This is a genomic window from Agrobacterium tumefaciens, from assembly GCA_025560025.1.
In the GTDB taxonomy this organism is placed as follows: domain Bacteria; phylum Pseudomonadota; class Alphaproteobacteria; order Rhizobiales; family Rhizobiaceae; genus Agrobacterium.
In genome coordinates this window covers 583477-605866 of sequence record CP048485.1, presented here as the reverse complement: position 1 = coordinate 605866, position 22390 = coordinate 583477, and the positions used below count along the sequence as shown (strand labels likewise).

25 protein-coding genes are annotated in these 22390 nt (G+C 60.8%); 9 read left to right on the top strand and 16 right to left on the bottom strand.

Going from position 1 to position 22390, the window contains the following annotated elements; translation table 11 throughout:
* Window positions 1-235: 235 nt before the first annotated feature.
* Window positions 236-1618, bottom strand: coding sequence for an MFS transporter (locus FY152_02995; protein UXS31106.1), 1383 nt, complete (start codon window positions 1616-1618; stop codon window positions 236-238).
* 183 nt (window positions 1619-1801) lie between these two features.
* Between FY152_02995 and FY152_02990 the strand changes: the two genes are divergently transcribed.
* The gene (locus tag FY152_02990; protein ID UXS31105.1) at window positions 1802-2050 is read left to right on the top strand and encodes a hypothetical protein; all 249 of its coding nucleotides are present in this window, start codon (window positions 1802-1804) and stop codon (window positions 2048-2050) included.
* On the opposite strand, the gene FY152_02985 is transcribed toward FY152_02990, so the two are convergent.
* From FY152_02985 to FY152_02945, 9 genes are all read right to left on the bottom strand, one after another.
* Window positions 2047-2412, bottom strand: a complete 366-nt coding sequence (locus FY152_02985; protein UXS31104.1) for a type II toxin-antitoxin system RelE/ParE family toxin — start codon at window positions 2410-2412, stop codon at window positions 2047-2049. The genes FY152_02990 and FY152_02985 overlap by 4 nt on opposite strands.
* Window positions 2402-2671, bottom strand: a complete 270-nt coding sequence (locus tag FY152_02980) for a type II toxin-antitoxin system ParD family antitoxin (protein UXS31103.1) — start codon at window positions 2669-2671, stop codon at window positions 2402-2404. Before FY152_02980 ends, FY152_02985 begins: the two co-directional genes overlap by 11 nt.
* 76 nt (window positions 2672-2747) lie before the next feature.
* A complete protein-coding gene (locus tag FY152_02975) occupies window positions 2748-2948 on the bottom strand; it encodes a heavy-metal-associated domain-containing protein (GenBank protein ID UXS31102.1) in 201 nt (66 codons plus the stop codon).
* A gap of 53 nt (window positions 2949-3001) precedes the next feature.
* On the bottom strand, window positions 3002-3424 hold the full coding sequence (gene cueR, locus FY152_02970) for a Cu(I)-responsive transcriptional regulator (GenBank protein UXS31101.1): 423 nt from the start codon (window positions 3422-3424) through the stop codon (window positions 3002-3004).
* Complete coding sequence (locus FY152_02965; GenBank protein UXS31100.1) at window positions 3421-5994, bottom strand: copper-translocating P-type ATPase; 2574 nt, start codon at window positions 5992-5994, stop codon at window positions 3421-3423. The genes cueR and FY152_02965 overlap by 4 nt, the downstream gene beginning before the upstream one ends.
* Window positions 5995-6043: 49 nt before the next feature.
* Complete coding sequence (locus FY152_02960) at window positions 6044-6424, bottom strand: DUF1232 domain-containing protein (GenBank protein UXS31099.1); 381 nt, start codon at window positions 6422-6424, stop codon at window positions 6044-6046.
* 69 nt (window positions 6425-6493) lie between these two features.
* A complete protein-coding gene (locus FY152_02955) occupies window positions 6494-7102 on the bottom strand; it encodes a class I SAM-dependent methyltransferase (GenBank protein UXS31098.1) in 609 nt (202 codons plus the stop codon).
* Window positions 7103-7142: 40 nt separating this feature from the next.
* Window positions 7143-7967, bottom strand: a complete 825-nt coding sequence (gene blaOXA, locus FY152_02950) for a class D beta-lactamase (protein ID UXS31097.1) — start codon at window positions 7965-7967, stop codon at window positions 7143-7145.
* A gap of 112 nt (window positions 7968-8079) precedes the next feature.
* On the bottom strand, window positions 8080-8559 hold the full coding sequence (locus FY152_02945) for a YcgN family cysteine cluster protein (protein ID UXS31096.1): 480 nt from the start codon (window positions 8557-8559) through the stop codon (window positions 8080-8082).
* A gap of 266 nt (window positions 8560-8825) precedes the next feature.
* Here FY152_02945 and FY152_02940 point away from each other — a divergent pair, with 266 nt between their 5' ends.
* Both FY152_02940 and FY152_02935 read left to right on the top strand, forming a co-directional pair.
* Complete coding sequence (locus tag FY152_02940) at window positions 8826-11018, top strand: penicillin-binding protein (GenBank protein ID UXS31095.1); 2193 nt, start codon at window positions 8826-8828, stop codon at window positions 11016-11018.
* A 180-nt stretch (window positions 11019-11198) separates the two neighbouring features.
* Complete coding sequence (locus tag FY152_02935) at window positions 11199-11657, top strand: VOC family protein (protein ID UXS31094.1); 459 nt, start codon at window positions 11199-11201, stop codon at window positions 11655-11657.
* A gap of 6 nt (window positions 11658-11663) precedes the next feature.
* Here the strand turns inward: FY152_02935 and FY152_02930 are convergent, their stop codons facing one another.
* Entirely contained in the window at window positions 11664-12563 is a 900-nt protein-coding gene (locus FY152_02930) for a LysR family transcriptional regulator ArgP (GenBank protein ID UXS31093.1), read from the bottom strand.
* Between the two features lie 375 nt (window positions 12564-12938).
* Here FY152_02930 and FY152_02925 point away from each other — a divergent pair, with 375 nt between their 5' ends.
* The gene (locus tag FY152_02925) at window positions 12939-13547 is read left to right on the top strand and encodes an amino acid transporter (protein UXS31092.1); all 609 of its coding nucleotides are present in this window, start codon (window positions 12939-12941) and stop codon (window positions 13545-13547) included.
* On the opposite strand, the gene FY152_02920 is transcribed toward FY152_02925, so the two are convergent.
* Window positions 13544-14932 (bottom strand): M20 family metallopeptidase, encoded by a 1389-nt coding sequence (locus FY152_02920; GenBank protein UXS31091.1) that lies wholly within the window; start codon window positions 14930-14932, stop codon window positions 13544-13546. The two genes, FY152_02925 and FY152_02920, sit on opposite strands and share 4 nt — an antisense overlap.
* 109 nt (window positions 14933-15041) lie before the next feature.
* Between FY152_02920 and FY152_02915 the strand changes: the two genes are divergently transcribed.
* On the top strand, window positions 15042-15629 hold the full coding sequence (locus tag FY152_02915) for a DUF1214 domain-containing protein (GenBank protein ID UXS31090.1): 588 nt from the start codon (window positions 15042-15044) through the stop codon (window positions 15627-15629).
* On the top strand, window positions 15622-16170 hold the full coding sequence (locus FY152_02910; GenBank protein UXS31089.1) for a DUF1254 domain-containing protein: 549 nt from the start codon (window positions 15622-15624) through the stop codon (window positions 16168-16170). Before FY152_02915 ends, FY152_02910 begins: the two co-directional genes overlap by 8 nt.
* A 20-nt stretch (window positions 16171-16190) precedes the next feature.
* Here the strand turns inward: FY152_02910 and FY152_02905 are convergent, their stop codons facing one another.
* The gene (locus FY152_02905; GenBank protein ID UXS31088.1) at window positions 16191-16379 is read right to left on the bottom strand and encodes a hypothetical protein; all 189 of its coding nucleotides are present in this window, start codon (window positions 16377-16379) and stop codon (window positions 16191-16193) included.
* 545 nt (window positions 16380-16924) lie between these two features.
* On the opposite strand from FY152_02905, the gene FY152_02900 reads away from it, so the two are divergent.
* Window positions 16925-17869 (top strand): DUF2336 domain-containing protein, encoded by a 945-nt coding sequence (locus FY152_02900; protein ID UXS33192.1) that lies wholly within the window; start codon window positions 16925-16927, stop codon window positions 17867-17869.
* A gap of 6 nt (window positions 17870-17875) precedes the next feature.
* Here the strand turns inward: FY152_02900 and FY152_02895 are convergent, their stop codons facing one another.
* The 3 genes from FY152_02895 to FY152_02885 all read right to left on the bottom strand — a co-directional run bounded on the left by FY152_02895 (window position 17876) and on the right by FY152_02885 (window position 20869).
* Window positions 17876-18223 carry a DUF1491 family protein gene (locus FY152_02895; GenBank protein ID UXS31087.1) on the bottom strand — a complete coding sequence of 116 codons (348 nt, stop codon included), beginning with the start codon at window positions 18221-18223 and terminating at the stop codon, window positions 17876-17878.
* 230 nt (window positions 18224-18453) lie between these two features.
* Window positions 18454-19368: a peptidoglycan-binding protein gene (locus FY152_02890; protein UXS31086.1), complete on the bottom strand. Its 915-nt coding sequence runs from the start codon at window positions 19366-19368 to the stop codon at window positions 18454-18456.
* A complete protein-coding gene (locus FY152_02885; GenBank protein UXS31085.1) occupies window positions 19340-20869 on the bottom strand; it encodes a HAMP domain-containing histidine kinase in 1530 nt (509 codons plus the stop codon). The genes FY152_02890 and FY152_02885 overlap by 29 nt, the downstream gene beginning before the upstream one ends.
* Before the next feature lie 484 nt (window positions 20870-21353).
* On the opposite strand from FY152_02885, the gene FY152_02880 reads away from it, so the two are divergent.
* Both FY152_02880 and FY152_02875 read left to right on the top strand, forming a co-directional pair.
* A complete protein-coding gene (locus FY152_02880; GenBank protein ID UXS31084.1) occupies window positions 21354-21779 on the top strand; it encodes a DUF5330 domain-containing protein in 426 nt (141 codons plus the stop codon).
* A 194-nt stretch (window positions 21780-21973) separates the two neighbouring features.
* Window positions 21974-22390: a SufE family protein gene (locus FY152_02875; GenBank protein UXS31083.1), complete on the top strand. Its 417-nt coding sequence runs from the start codon at window positions 21974-21976 to the stop codon at window positions 22388-22390.

Here is a 22390-nt window from a genome sequence, read left to right as displayed (position 1 = left end):
TCGAAACCGCCCGATACATCCGCCGAAAGGAGAACCGGCATGACCAAAATCCGCGATACCAGCGATCCCATCCTGTTTCCGACCGAGGCCAATGAAAACAAGGCCGAGAAAAAACGTGCCGGCAAGGGCATCATCATCATTATCGGCGCAATCGCGATCATGTCTTTCGTCGTTTATCTGGCGGCGATCACCATCGCCGCCACCCAGTCGTAAACCGCCGCCACGTGGCGGAGATTTAACGCTCCGCGCTTCGCAGACCGCGCGTCGTCAGGATCGCCAGCAGCGAAACGAGAACGCCCAGCCCATAAAGATAGACCATCGGCATTGTCACATCGGCGAGATCGATCTGCGTGACCAGATCGGTTGCGGCCGCAACCGTGCCGCTTGCGCCCGCTCCGGCCGCGGCTCCGAGTGTCGCGACCGTGGGCAGAAGCGCGCCCGTCATCTTGCGCTCCTCTTCAGGTGCCGCCTCCATGGCCGCCTGGCTGATGCCTGCCCATGACATGCCGAAGGCCGAACCGATGAGGATTTGCCCGGCCAGCATTTCCGCCCAGTTCCCCGTCGAAAGCCCCAGTCCAAGCAGGGCGCATCCCGGCACCATCTGATAAGGACCGTAATGCAGGCAAATTTCCCGCAGGCGGTCGGAGCGCAGGCTGCCGATGAGCATGGCCACCAGGCTCCAGGCAAGCGGCATGGTCACGACGATGAAGCCGGCGAAAGTCGGTTCGTATTGCCAGAGATTGATGGCAACGTAGGCCAGATAGACGCTGCCCAGCGCATGGGCATAGGACATCAGGAACAGCACCCAGAAACCACTGCCGAGCACCGTCTTCAGCCGGAAGGAATCCTTCGGGAAAAGAGCGGTGGAAGGGCGGATGCCCGCCTTCAGCGCCGCCCATAACAGCGCTGCCCCGGCAAGCAGGGCGATGACGCGCAGGGTCGCATCCTCAAAGGCGGAAGGCGCCGAAAAAGCCAGGGCGCCAACAAGGCAAAGGGACAAGGGCACCAGCGGTTTGCGCGTCGCTACCACCGGCCTCTCGGCGGATACGGCAGAGTTCGTATAAGCCAGCAACAGCGCAATCAGGGGCGCCGACAAAAGGAAGGTGGCGCGCCATGACACGTGCTCGGTGGCAAAACCACCGGTCAACGGCCCGATGAAAGACGCGACCGCCCAGATGGCCGCCTCGATGGCGAAGACCTTGGGCAGCAGGGCGGAACGGAAACCGGCGGGTATGAGGCTGTAGCACACCGCCACGATCAGACCGTCGGCAAGCCCCTGCAATGCCCGGCCGATGACGACCCATAAAAAGCTGTCGGCGAGCGCCGACATGACGGAGCCGATGGAAAAAATCAGGCAGCACAGGAGGAGGACGGCGCGCGCGCCAAATCGCTCGCGAAACAGAACGGCGGTGACACCGCCCGCCACGGAACCGACGAAATAAAGGCTATAGGCCCAGCTGTAAAAGGCAGCGCCACCAATTTCACGCACGGCGACCGGCAAGGCCGTCACCACCGCAAACTGATTGAAGGCATGCAGGCCGATACCGGAGGAAATGACGGTCAGAAGCGAGAGGTTCGCCCCGCTCAACAATTCGCTCCAGCCGTTTTTCTCCGTCATTTCCACACTCGTCAAAACCGTATCCTTTCCATTTTTTCGGGTACGGCGGGCAAACTAGAACCTCAAGCACTGTTGAGGTCAAGACGCCTTTTTCACGCGATAGCGATTGAACGAAATGACCTTACTCAGGAACTCTCCGCGTCCCCGGCCGTTTGCTCAATGACCGACAGAAAGGACACCGTCATGGAACGCGAGAAAATCATGCCCCGCAACGAAGACGCCATGGGCGAGGACCTGCTCGATCTCGACATCGACGCCCTTCCGGCCAAGGGAGAAATTCCGCAATCGATCGAACAGGAAATCGAGGAGGAAGAGGCAGAGAGCGAGGACGATCCCTATCAGGAAAGCGACGAAGCCCTGCCCGACGATGCCGAGGAACGGGTAATCGACCGCAATCCCTCGCGGGAAGGCGGGGCTTTCGACGAGGTCTAACTGGCGGCGGCGGCCGGGCCTGACGAGAGGCGCTTCAACATATGGCGCTGATGGTCCTGTCCGCCGAAGAAGACGGCAAGGATGCGCACGGTCTTTTCTGCCTCATCGACATCGAAATAAAAGACAGCCTTATTTTTTGTTACCCGGCGAAGGTCGGGCAATATTTCCGGCAATAATGTCCCCTGAAAAGGTGCTTTGTGAAGCGCTTCCATATCCGCTTCAATCGATCCCACGCGTCGCGCCGCGCGCTTGAAAGCCGCTGGCAACGCGTCGCCGAGGTCGAGATAGGACTGGATAAGATGATCGAGAATGAGGCCGAGGTCCTGATCCGTCTGCGTTGAACGCAGGACCTTAAAGGCCATGGCTGGCCTTCCGGGCTGCTATCATGGCCGCCGTTCTTTCCTTGCCGTCTTCCAAGGAGACGAAGTCGCCCTGCCCTCGCTCAACCAGCAAATCACGAAGCGCGGCAAGTTCGGCGTCCTTCAGTTCCGTTTCCTGCCGAAGCAGTTCCAGCCCACGCTGCACAACGGCACTGAGGCTGGCATAACGCCCTTCCTCGACCAGCCTTCGGGCGAAACTGTCCTGTTGATCGGAGATGGAAACTGAGGCCTTGACGGACATTGTGGCACTCCCTCGACAGGAAAGATGATGCTACTCAGTAGCACATCTTTCCTGTTCATTCCAGCGACGAGATGCTTCAACCCGCCCGTTCCGGCGAATAACCGGCGTCGCGGATCGCCGCTTCCGCAGTTGCGGCGTCGCCCGTAACCGTCAGCTTGTGGGCATCGAGGTCGATGCTGACGGATGCGCCGGGCAGCACCTCCGTGAGAGCGCCGCGCAGGGTCTTTTCGCAATGGCCGCAGGTCATGTCAGGAATGAGGAAGGTGGTTGCACTCATGGTTTTCTCCTTATCGCCGGTTGCGATGTTCTCGCACCGGCTGTCATTAAAGGTCAGTGGGTTCGTGCGGGCCTGGCGTCGGCCTTATCGGTGCCCGCGAGATCGTCGAGGATGGGGCAGTCGGGCCGGTGGTCGCCGCCGCAGCAATGGGCGAGATGGGAGAGCGTCTTCACCATGCTCTTCATCTCGGCAATCTTCTGTTCGAGATCGGCGATGTGGACGAGCGCGATTTCCTTCACCGCCGAACTCTCGCGGGTCTTGTCCTGCCAGAGTTTCAGCAGCGTCTCGGTTTCTTCCAGAGAGAAGCCGAGCGTGCGCGCCCGCTTGATGAAGCGCAGATTGTGCACGTCCTGTTCGCCATAGACCCGGTAATTATTGCCGGTGCGGGCGGCCGGGGTGATGAGGCCGATCTGCTCGTAATAACGGATCATCTTGGCGGAAACGCCAGATGCTTCCGATGCCTGGCCGATATTCATGACGTCACCTCCCGATGGGCCACCTTCGCCCGTTTCAACCGCAGCGCATTGGCAAGAACGAAGACGCTGGACAGCGCCATGGCGCCCGCACCGATCATCGGCGACAGCGTGATGCCGAAGGCCGGATAAAGTACGCCCGCCGCGACCGGTATCAGCGCCGCATTATAACCAAAGGCCCAGAACAGGTTTTCCTTGATGTTGCGAATGGTCGCCCGGCTCATCTCGATGGCGTTGACTGCGCCCAGAAGATCGCCGCCGACCAGCACCACATCGGCGCTTTCAATGGCGACATCCGTGCCGGTGCCGACGGCGATGCCGATATCGGCCTCGGCGAGCGCCGGCGCGTCATTGATGCCGTCGCCAACGAAGGCCAGCACCTTGCCGCCGGCGCGCATCTCGTGGATCGCCTTCACCTTGCCCTCGGGCAATACTTCGGCCACCACGCGGGAAATGCCGACCTGCCGGGCGATTGCATTCGCCGTGCGTTCATTGTCGCCCGTCACCATGGCCACTTCGATGCCCATGGCCTGTAGCGCCCTGATGGCGGTCACACTCGAGGGTTTCAGCGGATCGGCGACGGCAATCGCGGCGGCCAGCCTGCCGTCGATGGCGGCATAAAGCGGCGTCTTGCCCTCGTCACCCAGCCTTGCGGCGGCCTCAGCGAAGATATCCACGGAATGGCCGAGTTTCGCCATGAACCGATCCGCGCCGACTTCGACCCTGCGGCCATTGACGGTGGCGGCGATGCCATAACCCGTCACGCTTTCGAAGTTTTCGACAGTCGCAGGTTCGAGTCCTGCGGGGGTCGCAAGCTTCTTTTCTTCCGCAGCCCGGACGATGGCTTCGGCAATCGGATGTTCCGAGCGGCCCTCGACGGCGGCGACGAGCGCCAGCACCTCGTTATCGGCGAAGCCTTCCGCAACCACCAGATCGGTCAGTTCCGGGCGACCCTTGGTGACAGTGCCGGTCTTGTCGACCACGACGATCTGCGCCGAACGCAGCTCCTGCAGAGCCTGTCCCTTGCGGAACAGCACGCCCAGCTCCGCCGCCCGGCCTGTGCCGACCATGATCGAGGTGGGCGTAGCGAGACCCATGGCGCAGGGGCACGCAATGATGAGCACCGCCACGGCATTGACCAGCGCGAAAGTATAGGCAGGCTCGGGACCGAAGATCGCCCAGACGATGAAGGTCAGCACCGCGATGGCGATGACAACGGGCACGAACAGCGCAGTGACGCGGTCCACCAGCAGCTGGATCGGCAGCTTCGACCCTTGCGCCTCCTCCACCATGCGGATGATCTGCGACAGCATGGTGTCGGCGCCCACCTTGGTCGCCTTGAACTTGAAAGCACCTGTCTTGTTGATGGTGCCGCCGACAACCGTTGCGCCGACCGTCTTTTCCACCGGCACGGGTTCGCCCGATATCATCGACTCATCGACATAGGACGAGCCTTCGACGACTTCGCCATCCACCGCCAGCCTTTCGCCGGGACGGATGACGACGATATCGCCGGCCATCAGGTCCTCAGGGGAAATATCGATGGTGGTACCATCGCGCTCCACCCGGGCGGTCTTTGCCTGCAGGCTCATCAGCTTGCGGATGGCATCCCCGGTGCGGCCGCTGGCACGGGCCTCCAGAAGCCGCCCGGTCAGGATCAGCGTCACGATGACGGTGGCCGCCTCGTAATAGACAAACTGCGCCTCCTCCGGCAGCAGGTCCGGCGCGAAGGTGACGACGACCGAATAGAGATAGGCCGCGGTGACGCCCAGCGCCACCAGCGAGTTCATTTCCGGCGCGCCGCGCAAAAGCGCCGGAAAACCGGTCTTGAGGAAACGCAGGCCCGGCCCGAAAATCACCGCCGTCGCCAGTGCGAAATAGATGTAATAGAGGTTCTGCGTCTCGATGATGCCCATCAGCCAGTGATGCATCGGCTCATAAAGGTGACCACCCATTTCCAGCACGAAAAGCGGCGCGGTCAGGATCGCGGCAATCGTCAGGTCGCGCTTCAGCGCGCCCTCTTCGCCCGCATGCTGCATATGGTCGTGGCCGCCGGTTGCGCCGGCTGCCTCATGAGCCTGAGCCTGATGATGTCCATGGTGCCCGTGATGGGCCGAATGATCGTGCGCCCTCGGCGTCTTCAGCGTAAAACCGGCAAGTCTTGCCGTTTCAACAAGCGCATCGCGTTCGCGCCGGCCGCCGATCATTTCCACGGCAACTTTGGCCGAGGCAGCATCGACCTTGACGGCAACGATGGTGGCGACCGCCTCCAGAATGGCTTTCAGCCGTTCCGCATTCGCCTCGCCGTGCAAACCTTCCGCTACGAATTCCTGCCGCTCCGGGGCGATGTCGTAACCGACCTTCTTGATGGCGGCGCCCAGCACCCTGGCCGAAAACCCGTCGGCGGGTTCGATGGTGAGTTTCTTCGTGGCGAAGTTCACGGAGCTGGATAGGACGCCGGGCACCTTGGCCGCCGCCGTTTCCACGCGCCGCACGCAGGAGGCGCAGGTCATGCCTTCGACTGGAATGGAAACCGGGTCTTGTGAATGGGCGTGTCTGACTGTCTCGTTCATGGGAAATCCCCTTTCGAGACCCTATGTAGAGATTCCCATGATGGGAAGGTCAAGGGAAGAGGAAGTTTTTTGCTGCACACAGAATCGTGAGCGCCGCCACAACCCATAAAAGCACGAATATCGCGGCGGCCACGCGGCTGACGGGTCGCGATTGAGCGGCTTCGGCAGCCAGCCGATGTTCGGCGAGCAGTTGCGGCGGCACGAGGCGCGCGGCCAGCATGATACCAAGCGGAACGATGAGAAGATCGTCCAGATATCCAATGACAGGTATGAAATCCGGGATGAGATCGATCGGTGAAAGCGCATAGGCGGCCACCACCACGGCCACCGCCTTGGCAAGCAATGGCGTGCGTGGGTCGCGCGCGGCAAGATAAAGGGCGTGAACGTCACGCTTAATGGATTTCGCCCATCGTTTGAGCTTTTCAAGCATCAGGCCGCCCCGGAAACAGCTGGTTTGCGAGATCGTATGCGCGATCCAACCGGGCGGCGCAAGCGATGGTCAAGCCGCGACGCGTCTGGCGAGGTAAATCGTCGCTCCGCCGCAATCGGGATCCTCAACGACGTGATCGAGAAGCCGGAACCCGTGTGCTGCAAGCAGGCTTTCATATTCTTCCCGGGCAAGGCTTGCGTGATAAAGCGGCTTGCCCTGAAAGGTCCCGATCGCTTGCCCCTCTCCCGGTCCGGCCGTAAACATCAGTGCCGCTCCGTCATTGGCGTGCTGTCCAAAAATTCCGAACATGCGGCGCTGATCTTCCGCCTTCAGATGGAAAAAACTGTGCCAGGCAATCAACCCGTCGAAGCGGCGGCCAAGCGCAAGCTTTCGCATATCCGCAACCGCCCAGAGCTTTTCCGGAAATCTGGCGCGGCAAAGTTCGATCAGCGGCAATGACGAATCGATGCCCGTCACATCATAACCATTGCCAATGAAGTAGCCGGCAATCGGCTCACCGGAACCGCAGCCAATATCGAGAATGGATGCGCCCTGTGGCAGGAGCGATGTGAACCTGTCCAGCCAGGTTTTCTCGGCAAGCGAACGGCCGCGCAGACTGTCGAAATCAGCGCCGTGCTCATTGTAGAGCCTGATGACATCATTGGAGGCGTCCGACATGCGCTTATCCTTTCGGGCAAGGGTCAGGCCGGCGGCGTCATCACCGGTGCACCGCCAGCCGGGGAATATCGCGCAGGAAGGCGTCGCGCACGGCGGGACCGAGCGGTTCGTTCGATGGCTTGTCGGAGACGCGCAGCCTGGCGAAGACGATGTGCTGGCCTTCGCGCTCGGCCCAGCCGACGAACCAGCCAAAGGGGCGGTTGCGATCAGGATTGCCCTTTTCGTCGCGCATATAGCCGGTGCCGGTCTTGCCATGTACGGCCCAGCTCTCCGGCGCATCGAAGACGGGCACGATGGCGCGGGTCTTGGCTTGCGCGTCGCGGGAAAAAGGCAGGTTGCCGGCCAGCAGGCGGCGGATGAAGCCAACCTGCTCCACGGGCGAGATCGTCAGCGATGCACCGAGCCAGGCATGGGTAAGCCCATTGTTCTTGCCCGGTTCGCCGGACACATCCGTATTGCCGTAACCGAGGCGCTTCACATAGGCGGCGAATTTTTCGGGGCCGAGGCGGCGCGTGATCTCACGCGAATACCATAACACCGAATCCTGTTCCCATATGGTGGGATCGACCGTCTTGCGGTCCTGCGCGCGGGCTTCGGTGCCGGGTTTCCAGTCCCATGCGGGCGTCTTGTCATCCTGAAGGATGCCGGCATCGTAACCGATCAGCGCAAGCGGCACCTTGAAGGTGGAAGCCGGCGCCACGCGCTGGTCGCAGGCGCCCTGCTGGTTGATGACGGCGCCGGTTTCGATCGAGGTGACCAGCGTACATTCAAAAGCCTGCGGCTGTTGCTGGGCGGAAGCGGAAAGCGGCAAAATGCCCGGAAGGGCAAGGCACGAAAGAACGATGGCGGGCAGCCGGTAGCGCATGCGTTTTGATGTCCCTCGTCCGCATTTTGCGGATCATTTGCCGGAATGGTGAAGAGCGGTTTAGGAGAACGATGGGGCAGGAATAGGACCAAAGGAAAAATTGGCTTCTCCCTCAGCTCCTCTCTTTTTCGCCCACCGTCTCACCCACGGTCAGCGGCCAGTCGACCACATAATCCTCGAAGTCGTCAACATGGACATCCAGTTCGCTGACGGTGCGACCACGCGCGGAAATGCCGGCCTGATGCACCGTGGCGGTATCGCCGGAGACGAGATAGTGCCACCAGTAGAGATCCCTGCCGTCGCGCACCAGCGCATAGGCGCAGGTGGGTGGCAGCCAGCCGATTTCGTGCACCTTCTTCAAATCCAGCTGGATACAGTCCGGCACCGTGGCGCGACGGTTTTCATAGTCGGAACATCGACAGCTTTCGCCATCGAGCAACTGACATCGCACCGAGGTGAACACCACTTCACCGGTGTCCCAGTCCTCCAGCTTGTTCAGACAGCACAGGCCGCAGCCGTCGCACAGGCTTTCCCATTCCTCACCGGTCATCTCGGTGAGCGATTTGGTTTTCCAGAACGGCGCGTCATTCATCGTTAACATTTCCGTTTCATTTTGATCTCTTGGACGGGAGTGTTTAACCGGTCCCTAATCCTTTATATCGTATCGCCAAGGACTGGTTTGTACGATATTTTAGCACATTGGCAGGCGCCAAGGGGTCATTGGCCCGCCGGCGGCCGCCACGTCAAGCAATTCCGACACAACCATGCCATGGTTTTGCGTCGGGAATTGGTTGAAGCAGAAATATCGGGCAGACATATCGATGAGCCGCGTTGCGTCGAACAGGAAAACATCGCCAGGTGCAGGAAGAAAAAGACGATAAAAAAGGCCGTAAAAAACGGCATATCCTGCTGAAGATCGATAGCTTCATCGATTCCGGCCTGTGGACGGCTGCGGCAAGGCTGGTGGATTTCTGGGAAGATGTCACCATCGCCTCGCGCAAATTGCATGTGCGCGGCTGGAAGAAGCTTCTCGTCAACCTGACCGGCGACGCGCTGACTTTCGGAACGGCGGGTTCCGTCGTGGTTCTGGCCCTTGCCATGCCCGCCTTTGAGGAAACCAAGAAGGACTGGCGTTATCGCGGCGATTTCGCCGTGACCTTCCTTGATCGCTACGGCAACACCATCGGCCATCGCGGCATCATCCACGAGGATTCCGTTCCGATCGACCAGATGCCCGACCATTTCATCAAGGCGGTTCTGGCGACAGAAGACCGGCGTTTCTTCGACCATTTCGGTATCGATTTCATCGGCCTTGCCCGCGCCATGAGCGAAAACGCCCGCGCCGGCGGCGTCGTGCAGGGCGGCTCGACGCTGACGCAGCAGCTTGCCAAGAACCTGTTCCTCACCAATGAGCGCTCGCTGGAGCGCAAGATCAAGGAAGCCTTCCTCGCGCTCTGGCTTGAGAGCAACATGTCGAAGAAGGAAATCCTCAGCCTTTATCTCGACCGCGCCTATATGGGCGGCGGCACCTTCGGGGCGGCGGCGGCGGCGCAATTTTATTTCGGCAAGAACCTGACGGATGTGACGCTTGCCGAATCCGCCATTCTGGCCGGCCTTTTCAAGGCGCCAGCCAAATATGCGCCACACGTCAACCTGCCCGCCGCGCGTGCGCGCGCCAACACCGTCCTGTCAAATCTGGTGCAGAGCGGGTTGATGACCGAAGGTCAGGTGATCGGCGCAAGGCGCAACCCGGCCACCGTCATCGACCGCGCCGACGTGAAGGCGCCGGATTATTTCCTCGACTGGGCATTCGACGAAGTGCAGCGGCTGGCCGCCGAAGGCAAGTTCAAGGACCACACCGTGGTCGTGCGCACCACCATCGACACCGGCCTGCAACAGGCCGCCGAGCAGGCGATGGAAATGGAGCTGCGCGAATATGGCGAGGGTTACCGCGTCAAGCAGGGCGCGATGGTGATGATCGAAAATGGCGGCGGCGTGCGCGCCATGGTCGGCGGGCGCGATTACGGCGAAAGCCAGTTCAACCGCGCAACCGCAGCACTTCGCCAGCCGGGCTCCTCGTTCAAGGTCTATACCTACTCGGCCGCCATGGAAAAGGGCATGAAGCCCGATACCGTGATTTCCGATGCGCCCGTGACCTGGCGCGGCTGGTCGCCACAGAATTACGGCCGCTCCTATGCCGGCAAGGTGACGCTCCAGGTGGCGCTTGCCAAATCCTACAATACCGTGCCGGTGCGGCTGGCCAAGGATGTGCTCGGCACGCAGGTGATCGTCGACACGGCGAAGGCGATGGGGGTCACCACGCCGCTGCGCAGCGACAAGACCATCCCGCTCGGCACATCGGAAGTGACGGTGCTCGATCAGGCGACGGCCTATGCGGTGTTCCCGGCCGATGGCATGCAATCACGCCGCCACGGCATCGAGCAGGTGCTGGATTATGAGGGTAACGTTCTCTACGACTTCAGCCATGACGAGCCGCCCGCCAAGCGGGTGCTTTCCGAAGACGCCAATGCGAAGATGAACCAGATGCTGGTGACCATTCCCGTCATGGGCACGGCCCGGCGCGGCGCACTGGAAAACGGCATCGTTTCCGGCGGCAAGACCGGCACGTCGCAGGCTTATCGCGATGCCTGGTACATTGGTTTCACCGGCAATTACACCACGGCGGTCTGGTTTGGAAACGACGATTTCACGCCGATGAACAACATGACCGGCGGTGCGCTTCCGGCCATGACCTACAAGCGGCTGATGGACTATGCCCATCAGGGCATGGAGCTGCGCCCCATTCCCGGCATCCAGAACCCGCTGCCGACGGGCGCGCGGCCGCAGCCTTCGGCGCAGGTGGCCGGCGCATCCGCCAACACGCCCACCATGCCGGCGCTCACCCGCCCGCGCTCGCTCTCGGCGGAAGCCACCCGCGTCATCCGCTCCATCGCCAAGAAGATGAAAGACGCTTCGGCGCTCAGCGTGACGACGCAGAAAGTAGCCGAAGCCGCCATTCGCGACGGCAGGGATGAGGCGGAAAGGCGCTGAGGGCGTGGCCGCCTCGGCTCATCCGCACTAAAGGCGTTCTCCCTCAAGACCGCAGACTGCACGCTGATTTGAAAAATCAGCATTCGGTGCTTGACCTCAATTATGGTTGAGGTTGCACAGTCCTGTTGCAAGAGAGCGAATGCCCGGAAGGGGCAGGCGCCAGGCAATTGAGGACAGGAAATGGTGAAAGTAAAAGCATTGTTCGAGACGCATTTGACCGTCTCGAATCTGGAACGATCGGTTGATTTTTATCGCAATGTCGTCGGCCTGCAGTTGGCACAACGATTCCCGGAAAGGAATGTAGCGTTCTTCTGGACCGGCGAACGTGGGCAATCGATGCTTGGCCTATGGTCAATCCATTCCGCGCCCATCAACATGAAGCTCCACATAGCCTTCAGCGTCGAGTTTGATCAGCTTCTCGCCGCGCCGGACTATCTACGCAGTAACAACGTGGCGCCCCTCGGCTTTGACGGCGAAAACGAGATCGACGAGCCCGTCGTCTTCCCATGGATGCCAGCAGCCAGCGTCTACTTCAGGGATCCCGATGGTCACTCGCTGGAATATATCGCGTTTCTTGGCGGTGAAGCAAAACCGCAGATACCGCGCGTGTTGAGTTGGAGTGAATGGCAAACTATTTGACGCGTCTCAAGAAAGAAGTGCCCTGCGCGCCGTCTCCACCACATCCGCCGTAAGCCCGCCAAGCCGCTCCGCCGCGAGCCGGTTGACCTGCCAGTAAAGCGGAATATCGAGCGGGGTGCCGGGAACGACTTCCACCAGCCTCCCCGATTTGAGGTGCTCCCCGACAAGCTGCACCGGATTGAGCCCCCAGCCCATGCCGGAAAGGCTTGCCTTCACGAAACCATCCGTAGAAGGCAACCAATGGGTGGGGTAGGCAATATCCTCTCCCAGCACCTTTTTGACCCAGCTCGCCTGCAGCCTGTCCTTCTGGTTGAAGGTCAGGCCCGGCGCGCGGGCAAGCGAGGCGGGGGTGACGCCATCGGCGAAATGACGCGCCATGAAATCCGGGCTGGCGGTGGCATGGTATCTGAGCACGCCGAGCGCAAGGACCCGGCAGCCCTGCACCGGCTTGGCATGGGCGGTGACGGCGGCAAGCACCCTGCCGCCGCGCAACCATTCCACCGTGTGGTCCTGATCGTCCACCGCGACATTGACGAGATAATCGAACCGGCCGGTGAATTTCGAGACCGCGTCCAGAAACCAGGTGCCGAGGCTGTCGGCATTGGTGGCGATGTTGAGCGTGACGCGCTCTGGCACCTCCCCCGCCTCCAGCAGCGACGGAAGCTGGCGGAACAATTCGCTTTCCAGCATGCCGACATGGTCCATGTGGCGGCAGAGCCATTCGCCCTTTTCCGTCGCCACGCAGGGGTTGCCGCGCACGATCAGCACCACGCCCAGCCGCTCCTCCAGTTGCTTGATGCGCTGGGAGACGGCCGAGGGCGTAACACACAGAACCTGCGCCGCCTTTTCGAAGCTGCCGGTCTGCGCAACGAGCGCAACCGCCCGCATGGAAGGATAGTCAAGCACGATGGTCTCCATGCTGAGGCTGATACGGGCATGGCAGGCACAAGGCCTGCGGTCTTTCGTGGCGCTCTGCTCCACCCTCATTCCTGTGCTCGTCACAGGAATCCAGTCGAAGCACGTCTGCGCGGCGGGAGAGCTCTTTCAGCCCAAGGACTTGGGCTGGCTGGATTCCTGTGACGAGCATAGAAATGAGGGAAGGACGGGAGCGACGGCGCATGAAATCAGCCTTCCACATGATTCAACCAACATTAGCTCTGCTTATCCGGATTGAGATTATTTAACTGGATTAAACCATCCAATGAAAATATCCAAGCACTCGGTCCGGAAGCAACACCTTCGGCCACTCCGCAATGGACAGAGGCAGGGGCCACGACTGGCATGGACATCCAAATATTCTTCACCGGCCTGACGATGGGTCTCAGCCTCATCGTAGCGATCGGCGCGCAGAACGCTTTCGTTCTGAAACAGGGACTGGCGCGCTCGCATGTCTTTGCCGTCTGCGCCACCTGCGCCATTTCCGATGCGCTGCTGATTACCGTCGGTGTTTTCGGCTTTCAGCGGATAAGTGCGGTCATGCCGGCGCTCGATCCCGTCATGCGTTATGCGGGCGCTGCTTTCCTTGTCTGGTATGGCGCCAAAAGCCTGCATTCGGCCCTGCGCTCGTCCGAGGCGCTTTCCGTCGCGGAAAGGCGGGAGGTCAGCCTCTGGCAGACGCTGGCCATCTGCCTGGCGCTGACCTTTCTCAATCCGCATGTCTATCTCGATACCGTGGTGCTGCTTGGCACGATCTCGACTCAGTTTCCCGGCTTTGAAAAGACCTTCGCCGCGGGTGCGGCGACCGGCTCGTTGCTGTTCTTCTTTTCACTGGGCTACGGCGCGCGCTGGCTGCGGCCGATCTTCGAAAAGCCTGCCGCATGGCGCATTCTCGAAGGCGTCATCGCCGTCACCATGTGGGCCATCGCCTTCAAGCTGGTGATGGGTGCTTAGAGCGGCGGCGTGTTCCCTTCGCCAATATCCCAATAAAGTCCGGCCATGATGGCAAGGGCCTCGCGGGCAATTTCTTTCGGCAGATGTTCGTTCGGCGCGTGCTGCGAGCAGCCGGGATAGGAATGCGGCACCCAGATGGTGCGCAGTTTTAATATATCGGCGAAAATATCGTTGGGCAGCGAGCCACCGAGATTGGGAAGAAGCGCCGGTTTCCTGCCCGTGGTGCTGGCAAGGGAACGCAGGGTGAAACCAACCCATGGATCCTGCGGATCAAGCCGGGTGGCACGGAAAATCTCATCGCCCGCAGGCGCAATCCGCACCATGCCGAAACCCTGCTGGTCGAGGTGACGCCGCACGGCTGGCAGCACCGCTTCCGGATCGATGCCGACGACAAAGCGCAGTTGCAGCCGCGCCCATGCCCGTGGCGGAATGGCGTTGACTGGCGCGCGCGGCGTGCCGGTCTCGAAGGCCAGCACCTCCAGCGCGCACCAGCCGAAAACCCGCTCGGCCGTCGAAAGGCCGGGCTCGCCCCAGTCCGGATCGATGGTTGGGCCATCCGGCCCGCCATCGATCTCGCAATCGGCAAGCGCATCGCGCACCGCCTGCGGCAGTTCCTCCGGCACCAGTTCCGGCACGCGGATTTGCCCCGAGGGGCCGACAAGGCTCGCTATGGCATGCGCCATCTGCACGCCGGGATTGGACAGCGCCCCGCCCCAATTGCCTGAATGGTGGCCGCCCTCGCGCGCCTCGATCACAAGATCGAAGGTAATGCCGCCGCGTGCGCCAAGAAACACGGTCGGCCGTTCCGCATTCAGGCGGGGGCCGTCCGAAGCGATCAGGAGATCGGCTTTCAGCCGCTCGCCATGGTTTCGGCAAATCTCCCGCAAACCTGGGGAGCCCCTCTCCTCACCCATCTCGATGAGGTATTTGGCATTGAAACCAAGTCTTCCCCGCGTCTCGAGCGCCGCCTTCAGCGCGGCCATGTTGACCGAATGCTGCCCCTTATTGTCGGCGGTGCCGCGCCCGTACCACCTGCCATTGCGCTCTGACATCACAAAGGGCGAAAGGCCCTCCGCCCAGCCGTCCTCCAGACCGCGAACCACATCGCCGTGGCCGTAACCCAGCACGGTCGGCAGATTGTCGTCCTCGAACCGTTCGGCGATCAGAAACGGCAAATCCGCCGCCGGATCGCGCAGGATGGTGCAGGAAAAACCCATGGCAGTGAAAGCGGGCATCATTTCCCGCTCGAGATACAGGATGAGTTCGGAACTCCGCTCCTCATTCTGGCTTTCGGTGCGCAACGAAACCCGTCGCGACAGGTCCTGCTCGAACGTGCCATCATCAAAAAAGCCGATAGCGCGGTCGATGGCGGATTGTCGCGACATGGTGGAATTCCCTCTTCTGGTCATTTCCACAGAGACTAAACAAGGCGCACCATTTTCCAAACAGGGAATCAGTGATAGTCCTCGACCTGTACAAAAACGGGAAAACAGCGTGTTTCGAGTTCCATTCCTTGTCGGCATCGCTCTATTGATCGCCTTTGGCGGCGGCATAGCCGCAACGCTGGCAGCGCTTGAGGCGACATCCGGCTTCGGCTCGATCCGCATCGGCTCATGGGATGCCTTTCCGGAAGCACAGACGATCGAGGCCGATCCCTACGCCAAGTCGCACCGCGCCGACGCCGGCAAGCTGCTTTACGGAACGGCCGAGGGTCTGGCTTTTACCGCCTCCGTGGACAGCGACGGCCAACGCCTGAGCGGCGAATGCCGTTACCGGCTGGCTGGGGCCGTGCCGCCTTCGCGGTTCTGGACGCTTTATACCGCCGACCAGCAGGGCAATGTGCTGGCGGAAGACGCCGGACGGCCTTTCGCGCTCAATTCCCGCACGCTTCTGCGCATTGCGGACGGCGGCATCGACATCGCCATTGCGCCCGACGCCCAGACTTACAACTGGCTGGCGGTGCCGCAGGGCCAGACCTTCAAGCTGGTGATGACGCTGCTGGACACGCCGGTCGCCGGCAGTTCCGGCCTGATCGACATCGCCATGCCGCAAATCCGCAAGCTGGGGTGTGGCAATGCTTAGGATCCTGCTTGCCATCCTTACCGGCCTTGTTGCCGCCGCCGTGCTGCATGTCATCATTCTTCTGGCGATACCGCATTTCAGCAATCGCGACGCCTATACGCGTGCGGTGGCGGAAGGAAAGCCGCATCTGTTTCATCTGCTCGAAGAAACGACGGAGAAAAAGACGCTGGGAAGCGGCGATCCCTTCATGCGGGTCGCGGTCTGCACCTTCAATATCGAGGAAAAGCCGATCAGGCTTACCGCACTCGGCGCCGTGCCCTTCTGGTCGGTCGCGGTTTACGACAAGGCGTCGAACGAGGTGTTCAGCATGAACGACCGCACGTCCGCCGGCGGGGTGATGGATATTCTGGTGGCGGATGCGGTGCAGATAGCGGCGATCCGCAAGGCGCAGCCGCCATCGCTGTCACAGGCCATTCTGGCGGAATCGGATCAGTCGGAAGGATATGTGGTATTGCGGACCATGGTGCCGCAGCCAAGTTTCGGGGAAGAAGCGGAACGGTTCTTGAACGAGGCTAAATGCCAGCCGACGCCGTGGAAATAACGCCGGTTTATCACGCGTAATCAGGACTTTGCAGCAGTTTCCGGTGCGGGCTTGCGCTTGCGCGCAACCTTGTCGGACGGCTCGGCATCGCGTTTTTCATAACGCACGCCGGTAAACAGCACGACCTTTGCAGGGCCGATGACCTTGCCAGCCATGGCCGCCGGGCGCAGGCTTCGTCGTGCGTCGCCGATTGGAATAATGTCTGCCATGCTTTTCTCCTCTTCGGGAGTCAATGTTGCCCATGGGAACCGCGCAAGCCTCGTCTTGCGTCGGGAATTTCATCACCATCACATTGCGCATAACCCAGCCCACAGACTGGTTTTCGCATGTCCCTTAAAACCGAAAGCGTCTTACCGAAGGACTATGCGGACATTCAGGCATCTCGATGCCATTTTGGCTCTTATTCCGGACTTCAGAATAACATGAATTCCTAATACTGCCCATGAAATTACAAACAGACAGAGGTTAATGATCCGTTAACCTTAATCTCCTGGCGGCAACTTATCCGCCAGAACCCTGCATCCGTTGAAAACAAAGGCGATGCGACAAGGTTCCATGCGTTTTTCTCCGCGATGAAGGTTTTAAAATTTCCTTGTTGATAGAGGCAGAATATCCCTTTCCACCGCCCATAGTTAACAGGGCGTCAACGGATTTGCTCTAATTTGAGCCGATATTGTGTTTGCGTTTGTTGGGTAGTGCGTTGACCGACCGGTTTCGAGAACTTGAGAGGCCAAGAGCCGTGAGGAAGAAAGATGTGGTGCTGATGGCCACCGTGACGAATTTCGAGAATGTGTCCCATCCGTCAAAAACGGACCTTCGGCAGTTCGCCGAACTCTTCATGCCGCTTTTCAACGCGTCCACCGAAGAGGCCAAGCGGGAGGCGATTGCCGCGCTTTCCCAGCATCCGAGCGTGCCTTCAGCCGTTGCCTTCTTCATCGCCTGCCAGCCGATTTCCCTCGCCGCCCCGTTCCTCATTGCCTCGAAGTGCCTTGATGACGAAACGCTGATAACCATTGCCCGCACCCAGGGCGCTGCCCATGCGCGCGCCATCGTGCGCCGGGACGACCTCTCCCCCACCGTCATCGATGCGCTCGTGGGTCTTCGCCATGCCGAAGATCTGAAGCGGCCGGACGAGGAAGCGAATGCCGCCGCCCCGCAGGTGACGGTCGCCGCCGAAGAAACGAAGGTGGCGGAAGAAGCGGCAGGCATTGCGGCCGCATCCGCACTCGAAGAGGAAATGCGCCAGCGCATCAAACAGATGGCGCATCATCTCAACCGTCCGGAAAACGACGTTCTTGGTCTGCGCCGCCTGAGCGACGTGCAGGAGGCCCTGCTGGTGCGGTTTGCCCGTGAGCGCAATGCCCGGCAATTTGCGGTGGCGCTGGCGGATTCGCTATCGTCCAGCCTCTGGCTGTCGGAGCGCATCATGCTCGATATATCAGGCGCGCAGCTTGCCACCACGCTGATCGGGCTCGGCATGGAGTTTTCCGAAGCCGCCTTCATCCTGCAATGTTTCTACCCGCATCTTGCCGCCACCGAAGGCGACATGAGCCGCGCCGAAGCCCTGCTCGACCGTCTCGATACCGTGGAATGCGAAGAGCGGGTGGAAAGCTGGCGCAGGGCCGACAGCTATACCCATGGCCGCGAACGGCCGGGCCGCAGCGCACCGGCTACTCAAAGAACCGGAACGCTGGGTTAAGCTGGCCTAGACCTGATCGACCAGCGTCAGGAGAGCGCCGATTTCATCGGTTTCGATTTCGACGATCCACAGATCGCTGTCGAACCGGCGCTCCTTCTCCAGAAGGGCGGCGGCCTCCTCCCCCTCAACATCCGCTAGCCGTGTTTCGAAACGGCGCTCAGTGCGAATTTCCTCGTCATCGGCGAAACTTTGCGGGGCCGGTCCATAGAGGTTTTCACGGCCATCGCGAAAGCGCTGGCGGATAAAGATCGCACCTGCATCCTCCGCCCCTTTTTTTTCGACAGCGGCAAATCCGCCGGCGGCAAAAACGCGGCGGATGAGGGCTGAGACGAAGATTTCGGATTTGAGGCGCATGGATGTGCTTTCAGATAGGCAACGGCTTTATTGAGGCGATACAGGCATCCACTTCCGTCATTCCGGCCTTGAGCCGGAATCCAGCCGACGCGCGTCTGCGCGACGGAAAGACTCCTTTCAGCCCAAGGACTTGGGCTGGCTGGATTCCGGCTCAAGGCCGGAATGACGGAAGTGGATGTGCCACAAAACACGGCATGCGTCGACCCTGCCGCAACGTCGATCCTAACCCTCTAAATCGCCCCGATCGACTTCAGCTTCTTCAACACGGCCTCGCTCGGCTCGCCGGTTTCCGGCAGGCGATAGTGTTTTTCAAAGGCGCGAATGGCGTTGCGGGTCTGCTGGCCGGCCACGCCGTCCACCTTCACGTCGGCATAGGCGATATTGATCAGCCCCTGCTGGATCTTGGCGATCAGCGCGCTGTTTACGGGTTTGGCGCCGGCAGCCGCGCTGTTGAGGGAGGCTGGTTCGGCCTTTACCTGCGGCTTTTCCGCCTTGCGGATGGCGGCGGCGACCGGGTCGATTTCCACTCCGCCGCCAGTGTTGGTGTCGGACGGCCGGTCCTTTGGAATTGCGGCAACCGTGGCGCCATCGATCCTGAGGGCTGCGAGTACCCGCGTCGTCGGCTCGCCGGTCTGCTCCATACCGAGCGTTTCTTCGAAGAACATGATGGCGGCGGCGGTCTTCGGCCCCATGCGGCCATCCGCATCGCCTTCGTAAAGTCCGCGTTTTTTCAGTTCGCCCTGAATATCGGCAACGATCTGCTGCGGCTTCTGGCTTTCGGCTGGCGGCAGCGCCGCAGTCTCGGCGGCCGGTTGCTGCGTCGCTTCCGTCTCGGCCGGCCGCTCTATGCGAAAGGTGGTGACGTTGCCGTGGGTGCCGAGCGGCTCTGCCGGGCGATAACCGGCAATGCCGTTCGGGTTTTCCGCATCCCGCGTGCGCAGGAAAGGCGACGGATGCACGCCCGGCTGATACCAGAGCGCATTGGCGGCGACAAAACCAAAGACAACGGCGAAGGCGCCCGAGCCGCCCACCAGCTTCGGATGTCGCAGGACTTCGCGCCCGATGGCCGAAACCACCAAGGAAACAAGCCCGGCTCCGATCTGGGCCGTTGTTTTCTTAGGCGATTTTCGCTTTCGCGGGGCCATCGTCACCATCCTTCTTCATAATCGCGGCCATTTCGCCGAATTGCCTGATGCGCGGCGGGAATTCCACCATGCTTTCGGTTTCAGCGTTTTCGCCACCTGCCATGCCGGAACCGTCGGCAGGCAACATGATCGTTACGACTGTCCCCTCGCCCGGCTTGCTGGCGATGGCGAAAGTGCCGCCATGCAGTGCCACAAGGCCCTTGACCAGGGACAATCCCAGACCCGTGCCCTCATAGCGACGGGTATATTCGTTCTGAACCTGCATGAAAGGCTGGCCCAGAAGGTCAATCTTGTCGGAGGCGATGCCGATGCCGGTATCGCTGACCGTCAATTTCAGCATCCGGCCTTCACGCGCCGCATCGATCGATACCACACCACCCGCATCGGTGAATTTTATGGCATTGCCGGCCAGATTGATGAGAACCTGGCGGATGGCGCGCTGATCAGCTGAAATTTCACCGATGCCGCGCTGGATGCGGCTCGTCAAAGTCAGGCCTTTTTCCTTCGCCTGCAGGCCGAGCATGGCTTCGCAGGACGAGATGGTCTCGGCAATTGGGAAGCTTTCCATCAGCAATTCGTAACGGCCGGCCTCCAGCTTGCTCATATCCAGCATGGTGTTGACCACCGACAGGAGATGCGCGCCGGACTGGCGGATCAAGCCGACATATTCCCGCTGGCGGTCGTTTTCCAGCCTGCCAAAATATTCGCCGGCGAGAATATCGGAAAAGCCGAGGACGGCATTGAGCGGCGTGCGCAGCTCATGGCTGACGGCGGCGAGAAAACGCGACTTGGCGTCATTGGCCGATTCCGCCTCGGCCGCCTTGCGGGCGACATCGCGGCGCAGCAGCTCCATCTCAGTGACATCGGAGAGCTGGGCGACGACCCGACGCAGCCGGCCGGCCGCGCTGCGGATCGCCGTCATCTCGATGCGTGCATGCATGAACTGCGCCTGGCGCGATTTCGCGCCGGTTTCGAACCGGAGTTCAGCGCTGGCCCTGTCCTCGCCCTGCCGCAGAAGGTCGAAAGCCTGCATCAGTTCCAGACGGTCCGAAACATAGACATGTTCGGCAAAGACATGGCCCTTGCAGGCCTGGAGATCAGCCGGAAACCTGTCGAGGTCGCGCCCGGAAACACGTTCGACGAGGCCGTTTTCATTGATGGTGAGCACGAGGCCCGGCACTTGCGAGGCCGCGATGAGGTCATCGCTACCGGCAGGAGCGGAAAAGGACGCCACGCCACGCACGGGGCGGGAAAAGGCGATCGACAGGGCGGCGGCCGACAGGAACAGCGCCAGCACCAGTGCGGCACCGATGGGCAGAGCAATGGCGGGGCTGAAGACAAGGCTGAAGAGGGCGGGCACAACAACAAGGCCGACAGCACCGAAGGCAATCAGCCGGCGCAGGCGCGCAACGGTTCCGGCACGCCTTTCGGCGTCCTCTTCCATGCGCGCGAGCCATCTGCCCGCTGCATGGTCGACCAGTGCGACCGCTTTTTCTCTCATATTACGCAATACCAATACCGAATCCCTGAGGCGGATCTAACGGCTCCGACAATAGAAGGCGGCGGCTTAAGGAATGGATAAAAAGAATGACGCCAAAGGCCTGCGAAATGCGCCGCAGTCCCATTACGGGGCATTTATTCGAAGCTTTGCCAATCATGGTTAATGACGGGTAAGCGACGGATTTCGCTTCATTTTTGCCATCGTGTTAACCTTTGTGGCAAAGCGGGCGGCCGCTTTGCCCCGGAACAGGCGGTCTCTGTCGCAATTATGCTTAACATGGACTGTTAAAATGCGAATGAATTGGCGGCCCGCGTGCCGATACGAGGAGAATAGATACAATTTGAATTAAATTGCGCGGCTTTTTGCAATCGGCTGTTCGCCGGTCACCTGTAGCTTCTCCTCAAGCCCGGGAAACGGGACAAAGGCCGATGACCCAAAACGGGCGGGGCTTCAAAACAAGATCATCTGGCAGGGTAGTCTGACAATGTGGTTTCTGATCAAAGGAACATTCTGGTTTTCGCTGGTGCTGGTGGCGCTGTCCTATTTCGGCAGCTACAACGATCCCGCCAAGGAACCTTCGGCATTCGATCTTCCCAGCGCCGTTTCGGCAGCCGGTGAAGCCTATCGTTATGTCAGCGCCATCTGCATCGAAAAGCCCGATGTCTGCGTCAAGGGCGCAGAAACCTTCCACGCACTTGGCGAACGCGCAAAGGAAGGCGCCAAGGTTGCCTATGAATTGCTCGACGCGCAGCTTGCCAGCGGTGACAAGACCGCTCCCGCAGCCGAGCTTGCCAGCGAGAGCGAAAAACTGGCCGAAGCGCCCGCAATCAGCGTCGAATTCCCTGGGAATGCCGACACGCTTAAGACCGGCACCATCATTCCCCTGCCGCAGAAGCGCCCCGTTCCCTGATATTTTTGCGCGGCCGCGTATCGCCGCGCCGCCCTGATCTTGCAGCCGGATATGTCCGTCTGCGTGACTGCCTGCCTGACTTGCCCACGGAAACCCGTTTTCCGTGGGCTTTTTCTTTATCCATGGTTCAAAACCGTCCGCACTTCCCCTATATCGTAGCAAAGACATGCAATAACGGACGATACGGCGCGCAAATGGCCTCTCTCGACACGATCCTTGACGATTTCGCCTTCCTTGACGACTGGGAGGATCGCTATCGTTATGTCATCGAACTCGGCAAGGCGCTGCCCGATCTGCCGGAAGACAAGCGTACCGCCGAAAACAAGGTGCAGGGCTGCGCAAGTCAGGTCTGGCTCGTCAGTCACAGCGATGGCGCGGAAGACCCGCTGATGAGTTTCGAAGGCGATTCCGACGCGCATATCGTGCGCGGCCTCGTCGCGATTGTTCTTGCCGTCTATTCCGGCAAGAAGGCCTCCGAGATCGCCGGCCTCGACGCCATCGAGGTATTCGACAAAATCGGGCTGGTGGAGCATCTCTCCGCGCAGCGGGCAAACGGTCTACGCTCCATGGTCAAGCGTATACGCGAGGAAGCCCGGCTGCTCGCCGCCTGA

Excerpts from the sequence above, each read along its gene's own strand:
- FY152_02905 (UXS31088.1), bottom strand. The coding sequence starts at position 16,379 with ATGGCAGACATTATTCCAATCGGCGACGCACGACGAAGCCTGCGCCCG.
- FY152_02945 (UXS31096.1), bottom strand. The coding sequence starts at position 8,559 with ATGAATGACGCGCCGTTCTGGAAAACCAAATCGCTCACCGAGATGACC.
- FY152_02995 (UXS31106.1), bottom strand. The coding sequence starts at position 1,618 with ATGACGGAGAAAAACGGCTGGAGCGAATTGTTGAGCGGGGCGAACCTC.
- FY152_02910 (UXS31089.1), top strand. The coding sequence starts at position 15,622 with ATGCTTAGGATCCTGCTTGCCATCCTTACCGGCCTTGTTGCCGCCGCC.
- FY152_02925 (UXS31092.1), top strand. The coding sequence starts at position 12,939 with ATGGACATCCAAATATTCTTCACCGGCCTGACGATGGGTCTCAGCCTC.
- FY152_02955 (UXS31098.1), bottom strand. The coding sequence starts at position 7,102 with ATGTCGGACGCCTCCAATGATGTCATCAGGCTCTACAATGAGCACGGC.
- FY152_02885 (UXS31085.1), bottom strand. The coding sequence starts at position 20,869 with ATGAGAGAAAAAGCGGTCGCACTGGTCGACCATGCAGCGGGCAGATGG.
- FY152_02880 (UXS31084.1), top strand. The coding sequence starts at position 21,354 with ATGTGGTTTCTGATCAAAGGAACATTCTGGTTTTCGCTGGTGCTGGTG.
- FY152_02960 (UXS31099.1), bottom strand. The coding sequence starts at position 6,424 with ATGCTTGAAAAGCTCAAACGATGGGCGAAATCCATTAAGCGTGACGTT.
- FY152_02985 (UXS31104.1), bottom strand. The coding sequence starts at position 2,412 with ATGGCCTTTAAGGTCCTGCGTTCAACGCAGACGGATCAGGACCTCGGC.
- cueR (UXS31101.1), bottom strand. The coding sequence starts at position 3,424 with ATGAATATCGGCCAGGCATCGGAAGCATCTGGCGTTTCCGCCAAGATG.
- FY152_02975 (UXS31102.1), bottom strand. The coding sequence starts at position 2,948 with ATGAGTGCAACCACCTTCCTCATTCCTGACATGACCTGCGGCCATTGC.
- FY152_02980 (UXS31103.1), bottom strand. The coding sequence starts at position 2,671 with ATGTCCGTCAAGGCCTCAGTTTCCATCTCCGATCAACAGGACAGTTTC.
- blaOXA (UXS31097.1), bottom strand. The coding sequence starts at position 7,967 with ATGCGCTACCGGCTGCCCGCCATCGTTCTTTCGTGCCTTGCCCTTCCG.
- FY152_02890 (UXS31086.1), bottom strand. The coding sequence starts at position 19,368 with ATGGCCCCGCGAAAGCGAAAATCGCCTAAGAAAACAACGGCCCAGATC.
- FY152_02875 (UXS31083.1), top strand. The coding sequence starts at position 21,974 with ATGGCCTCTCTCGACACGATCCTTGACGATTTCGCCTTCCTTGACGAC.
- FY152_02920 (UXS31091.1), bottom strand. The coding sequence starts at position 14,932 with ATGTCGCGACAATCCGCCATCGACCGCGCTATCGGCTTTTTTGATGAT.
- FY152_02965 (UXS31100.1), bottom strand. The coding sequence starts at position 5,994 with ATGAACGAGACAGTCAGACACGCCCATTCACAAGACCCGGTTTCCATT.
- FY152_02935 (UXS31094.1), top strand. The coding sequence starts at position 11,199 with ATGGTGAAAGTAAAAGCATTGTTCGAGACGCATTTGACCGTCTCGAAT.
- FY152_02895 (UXS31087.1), bottom strand. The coding sequence starts at position 18,223 with ATGCGCCTCAAATCCGAAATCTTCGTCTCAGCCCTCATCCGCCGCGTT.
- FY152_02990 (UXS31105.1), top strand. The coding sequence starts at position 1,802 with ATGGAACGCGAGAAAATCATGCCCCGCAACGAAGACGCCATGGGCGAG.